Here is a 3,721-nt window from a genome sequence, read left to right on the forward strand (position 1 = left end):
TCGGGTCGAAGGATCGTGCCCGTGGCAACAGTGCGCTCAAGGGGGCGCTCGATGCGGAGTATGCGGTGGTCAAATCAGACGACGAAGTAAAGATCACCGCAAAGAAGATGAAAGATGCCGATGAGCCGGAGCCTGTTAATTTCCTCTTTGATCCGGTCCGACTCCCTTTCATGGATGACGATGGTGAGCCTCAATACAGCTGTGTTCTCAGTTACTTTGACAAGAATGCAGACATGCTCGCAAAGCGTGAGGAAGCTCAGGAAAAATCGGCAGAAGCAGGAAGGAGACAGGCGGAAATCAATATCGGTCAGAAGCAGATAGAGATTATCAAAATACTCAATAAGCAAATCGTCTGTGCAAAGGCTGTTCTTGCAGGCTCAGGCCGTGATCCTGCTCTTGCTCGTATTGAGATAAGAAATCTCAAGGATGCAGCAACAGAGAAAGGCATTGTTCCTAAGAAAAACTGGAGCCGTACATTTACCGCCCTTGTCGAGCGAGGCTTCTTAGAGGTCGATGAGCCCTTTGTCACTATCACTCAAAAAGGCCGGGATATCGTCTTCGGAGCAGACGATTGAACCTTAAAAATAACTGGCTATTTTTTGACCAAAAAAAAGCAAAAAATCGTCAGACCTCACCGGGGGTGAGTAATGTCTTTTTTTCTTTCTCACCTCCATCCTCTGAAACCCTTGATTTTACTGGCTTGCGGCCTTGTCGGGTGCCTTTAGCTGCTGCCTCCACTCCCCCTCCCTCTCTCTTAAAGAGAGGGATGGATGGGATGAGGCGAAGGAAGCACTAAGAGAACACCGGGTCAGAGGGCTTAAAAAGCAAAAGACTTCAGGGAAGAAAAAAAGAGAATTTAGGGACAGGAAAGTATGAGACTAATTATTGGAATAGACCCGGGTCTATCGGGAGGGATAGCGGTACTGGAGAGTACCAGTATGCAGCTGATGAAGCTCGTCGATATGCCGGTATCCCCGGAAGGGAATAAGCGGAAGGTTAACGGCTATGGACTGATGAGTATTTTCGGGGGCTATACCCGGAACGATGTTGAGATGGTCTATCTCGAAAAAGTTGGAGCGATGCCAGGTCAGGGCGTTGTCTCGATGTTTAACTTCGGGAGGTCATACGGGGCAGTAGAATCCGCTGTGAGCTTAATGGGCTTTCCCCTGACCTATGTAACCCCTCAGTCATGGAAACGCCGTGCAGGGCTCACAGGGAGCTCTAAGGATGCAGCGAGAGGTAAGGTGTTAGACCTCTACCCGGATGCGGACGTTCATCGAAAAAAAGACAATGGTCGTGCTGATGCTGTGCTCATTGCGAGATACGGAGAGAGACAAGCATGATACTACTCTCGGCAAGGCAGGCGATACATGACGCTTATGCCGTTCACTTAACGGGCAAGAGCTATGCTATTGATCCTCAGGAGTTTTGGGAAAGTAACCAAGGGAAAAATCCCAATATCAATCAGCAAATTTGTAATGCTGTTGAAGCCGGGATGATTATCTCAACGGTTGAAGGGCTGGATGAGCCTTACAAGTCATGGGCAAAGTGGGCATACGGTCCCCGGACAGAGCACCACTTGCCAGATCAGGGACGCTTCCTTGAATGGCTGGATAGGGACGTTCGGCAAAACCTGGAAAGCATTGAGAGAAAATACCGGGAGGTGACCAAGGAGAAAATTCGTGATGTCGTGGCCTATGCAGTTCTGGATTACCGGGCGTTTGTCATCAATGAAATACACTTGTACCCGGTTAGTCTGATTATCAATCGCTGCAACATTCAGCGACAGAACTGGAAGCGTGACTTTGAACCATGGCATGAGTATTACTGGCAATTCTGTGACCAGCAGTTAGACCGAATGGCATTAGTCCCGGTGGCAAATTCCGTTCAACGGCTGAAATATGGCAAGGAGCAAACTGATTAAGTTTTGAACGTTTTTTCACCAAAACTTGCTAATGATTACAAAAACGGTTACTTTGTCAGAACAATCAGAAACCTCACCCAGAGATGGCGTGAGGTTTTTTTTCGCCCGAAATTTCTCCTGTGCAGGACGCACTTATGGCTGACCTCTCCGACCGGCTCGATCGTATTGATACGAAGCTGGACAAACTGAGCGAGGCAGTATCCCAACTCGCCAGAATCGAAGAACGAATCTCCCACCAGAACGAAAACATGGGCACGATTGATGCCCGGCTCAACGATATGGAAACCCGTATCCGCACCCTCGAACAGGCCAGCAATTCAAGAGGCGTCATCCTCGCCGGGATTGAACGGTTCGGCTGGATCGTTATCTCAGCAATGATCGGCCTCGCTGCCTACTTCGTTCGAAAGTAATTTATTCAGGGAAGCCCGATGACTCCAAGGATGGAAACTAATTACATCGTTATCCATTGCTCGGCTACCCGTGCCGATCAAGGTGTGACGACTGAGGACATACGGCATTGGCATACCGTCGATAACGGCTGGTCGGATATCGGCTATCACTGGATTATCGAACGGGATGGAGCGATCAAGCATGGTCGGCATTCACAGGCTCAAGGTGCCCACGTAAGGGGTCATAACCATGAGTCGGTCGGTGTCTGCATGATCGGCGGTATTGATGAGAATGGTGATCCAGAGGATAACTTCACATCAGAGCAATGGCTCATGCTCGAAATGCTGATCGAAACCTTGGAGCTCCGCTACCCGGAGGCAGAGGTTGTCGGGCATTACTTCTTCACTCCCTACAAGACCTGTCCGAACTTCATTGTCGAGGACTGGCGGGAGTCTATTCGATGACCTGGGCGGCAGCAATTCCAGTTATCGGGAAGATCATCGAGAAAATTATCCCCGATCCTGACAAGGCGGCTGAGGCCAAAAATCAGCTCGTCGATTTAGCGGTCAAGGGTGAGCTCGATGAGTTAGCCGAGCGTGCCGGGGTTATCAAGGCAGAGGCTCAAGGTGAGAGTTGGCTACAGCGATCATGGCGACCGATCGTTATGCTCGTCTTCACTGCCTTGATCGTCTGTCGTTGGCTCGGATGGTCAGCCCCGGATTTAACCGAGGCGGTTGAACTCAAACTCTTTTCCATCGTTCAAATCGGTATCGGCGGCTACATAGCGAGCCGTGGTATTGAGAAAGTCGCAGACAAGATAAGGCGCTAAGGAATGGCAGCAAAGAAAAAACACAAGCTCGTCGAGCGTAAGGTCAATGACCTGATTCCTTATGTGAATAATGCTCGTGTTCACGATGAGGAACAGATAATTCAGATTTGCTCATCCATCAAAGAGTTCGGCTTCACTAATCCGATCCTGATTGATGAGGAAGGCGGTGTTATTGCTGGCCATGGTCGATTGATGGCGGCAAAGAAACTCGAACTCAAAACGGTTCCCTGTATCGTTCTCGAAGGCTTATCTGAGGCGCAGAGAAAGGCTTACATCATTACAGACAATAGGCTTTCTGAAACGAGCTCATGGAATCTGGAGTTGTTGGCACTCGAAGTCGAAGCACTTCAGGCAGAAGATTTCGATTTAGACCTTCTCGGCTTTGATGAGAACTTCTTTCAGGTCAGTACTGATGAGTTCTTCGATGTTCCTGACGCTCCACCGGCAAGTAGTGATAGCGATAGCGGGGATCGTGAGCCTCGGAGAACGGATGAGGGGTATTCAGCCTTTGAACTCGTCATGCTCCATGAGAACAAGCTCCGACTCATTGAAGTGATCAATGAGATTAAAAACGACCT

7 protein-coding genes are annotated in these 3,721 nt (G+C 49.4%); all 7 read left to right on the forward strand.

Translation table 11 applies throughout. The features are described 5' to 3' along the window. On the forward strand, positions 1-575 hold a 575-nt coding region (locus AK963_RS33735), incomplete at its 5' end, for a hypothetical protein (protein WP_202969877.1). Between the two features lie 297 nt (positions 576-872). Next, positions 873-1,343 (forward strand): RuvC family protein, encoded by a 471-nt coding sequence (locus AK963_RS26665; protein ID WP_066018380.1) that lies wholly within the window; start codon positions 873-875, stop codon positions 1,341-1,343. Then, complete coding sequence (locus AK963_RS26670) at positions 1,340-1,924, forward strand: bacteriophage antitermination protein Q (protein WP_066018381.1); 585 nt, start codon at positions 1,340-1,342, stop codon at positions 1,922-1,924. Before AK963_RS26665 ends, AK963_RS26670 begins: the two co-directional genes overlap by 4 nt. 134 nt (positions 1,925-2,058) lie before the next feature. Next, positions 2,059-2,334 carry a hypothetical protein gene (locus AK963_RS26675; RefSeq protein ID WP_066018382.1) on the forward strand — a complete coding sequence of 92 codons (276 nt, stop codon included), beginning with the start codon at positions 2,059-2,061 and terminating at the stop codon, positions 2,332-2,334. An 18-nt stretch (positions 2,335-2,352) separates the two neighbouring features. Continuing rightward, positions 2,353-2,778, forward strand: coding sequence for an N-acetylmuramoyl-L-alanine amidase (locus tag AK963_RS26680; RefSeq protein WP_066018383.1), 426 nt, complete (start codon positions 2,353-2,355; stop codon positions 2,776-2,778). Continuing rightward, a complete protein-coding gene (locus AK963_RS26685; RefSeq protein ID WP_066018384.1) occupies positions 2,775-3,143 on the forward strand; it encodes a 3TM-type holin in 369 nt (122 codons plus the stop codon). The genes AK963_RS26680 and AK963_RS26685 overlap by 4 nt, the downstream gene beginning before the upstream one ends. Before the next feature lie 3 nt (positions 3,144-3,146). Continuing rightward, positions 3,147-3,721 (forward strand): ParB/Srx family N-terminal domain-containing protein (locus AK963_RS26690; RefSeq protein WP_175404674.1); only part of this gene is annotated, 575 nt, incomplete at its 3' end.

It is taken from the genome of Endozoicomonas atrinae (assembly GCF_001647025.1).
GTDB lineage: Bacteria > Pseudomonadota > Gammaproteobacteria > Pseudomonadales > Endozoicomonadaceae > Endozoicomonas > Endozoicomonas atrinae.

Bases quoted from the DNA above. Each gene is read 5' to 3' on its own strand.
- AK963_RS26685 (WP_066018384.1), top strand. From the start codon at position 2,775: ATGACCTGGGCGGCAGCAATTCCAGTTATCGGGAAGATCATCGAGAAA.
- AK963_RS26675 (WP_066018382.1), top strand. From the start codon at position 2,059: ATGGCTGACCTCTCCGACCGGCTCGATCGTATTGATACGAAGCTGGAC.
- AK963_RS26670 (WP_066018381.1), top strand. From the start codon at position 1,340: ATGATACTACTCTCGGCAAGGCAGGCGATACATGACGCTTATGCCGTT.
- AK963_RS26680 (WP_066018383.1), top strand. From the start codon at position 2,353: ATGACTCCAAGGATGGAAACTAATTACATCGTTATCCATTGCTCGGCT.
- AK963_RS26665 (WP_066018380.1), top strand. From the start codon at position 873: ATGAGACTAATTATTGGAATAGACCCGGGTCTATCGGGAGGGATAGCG.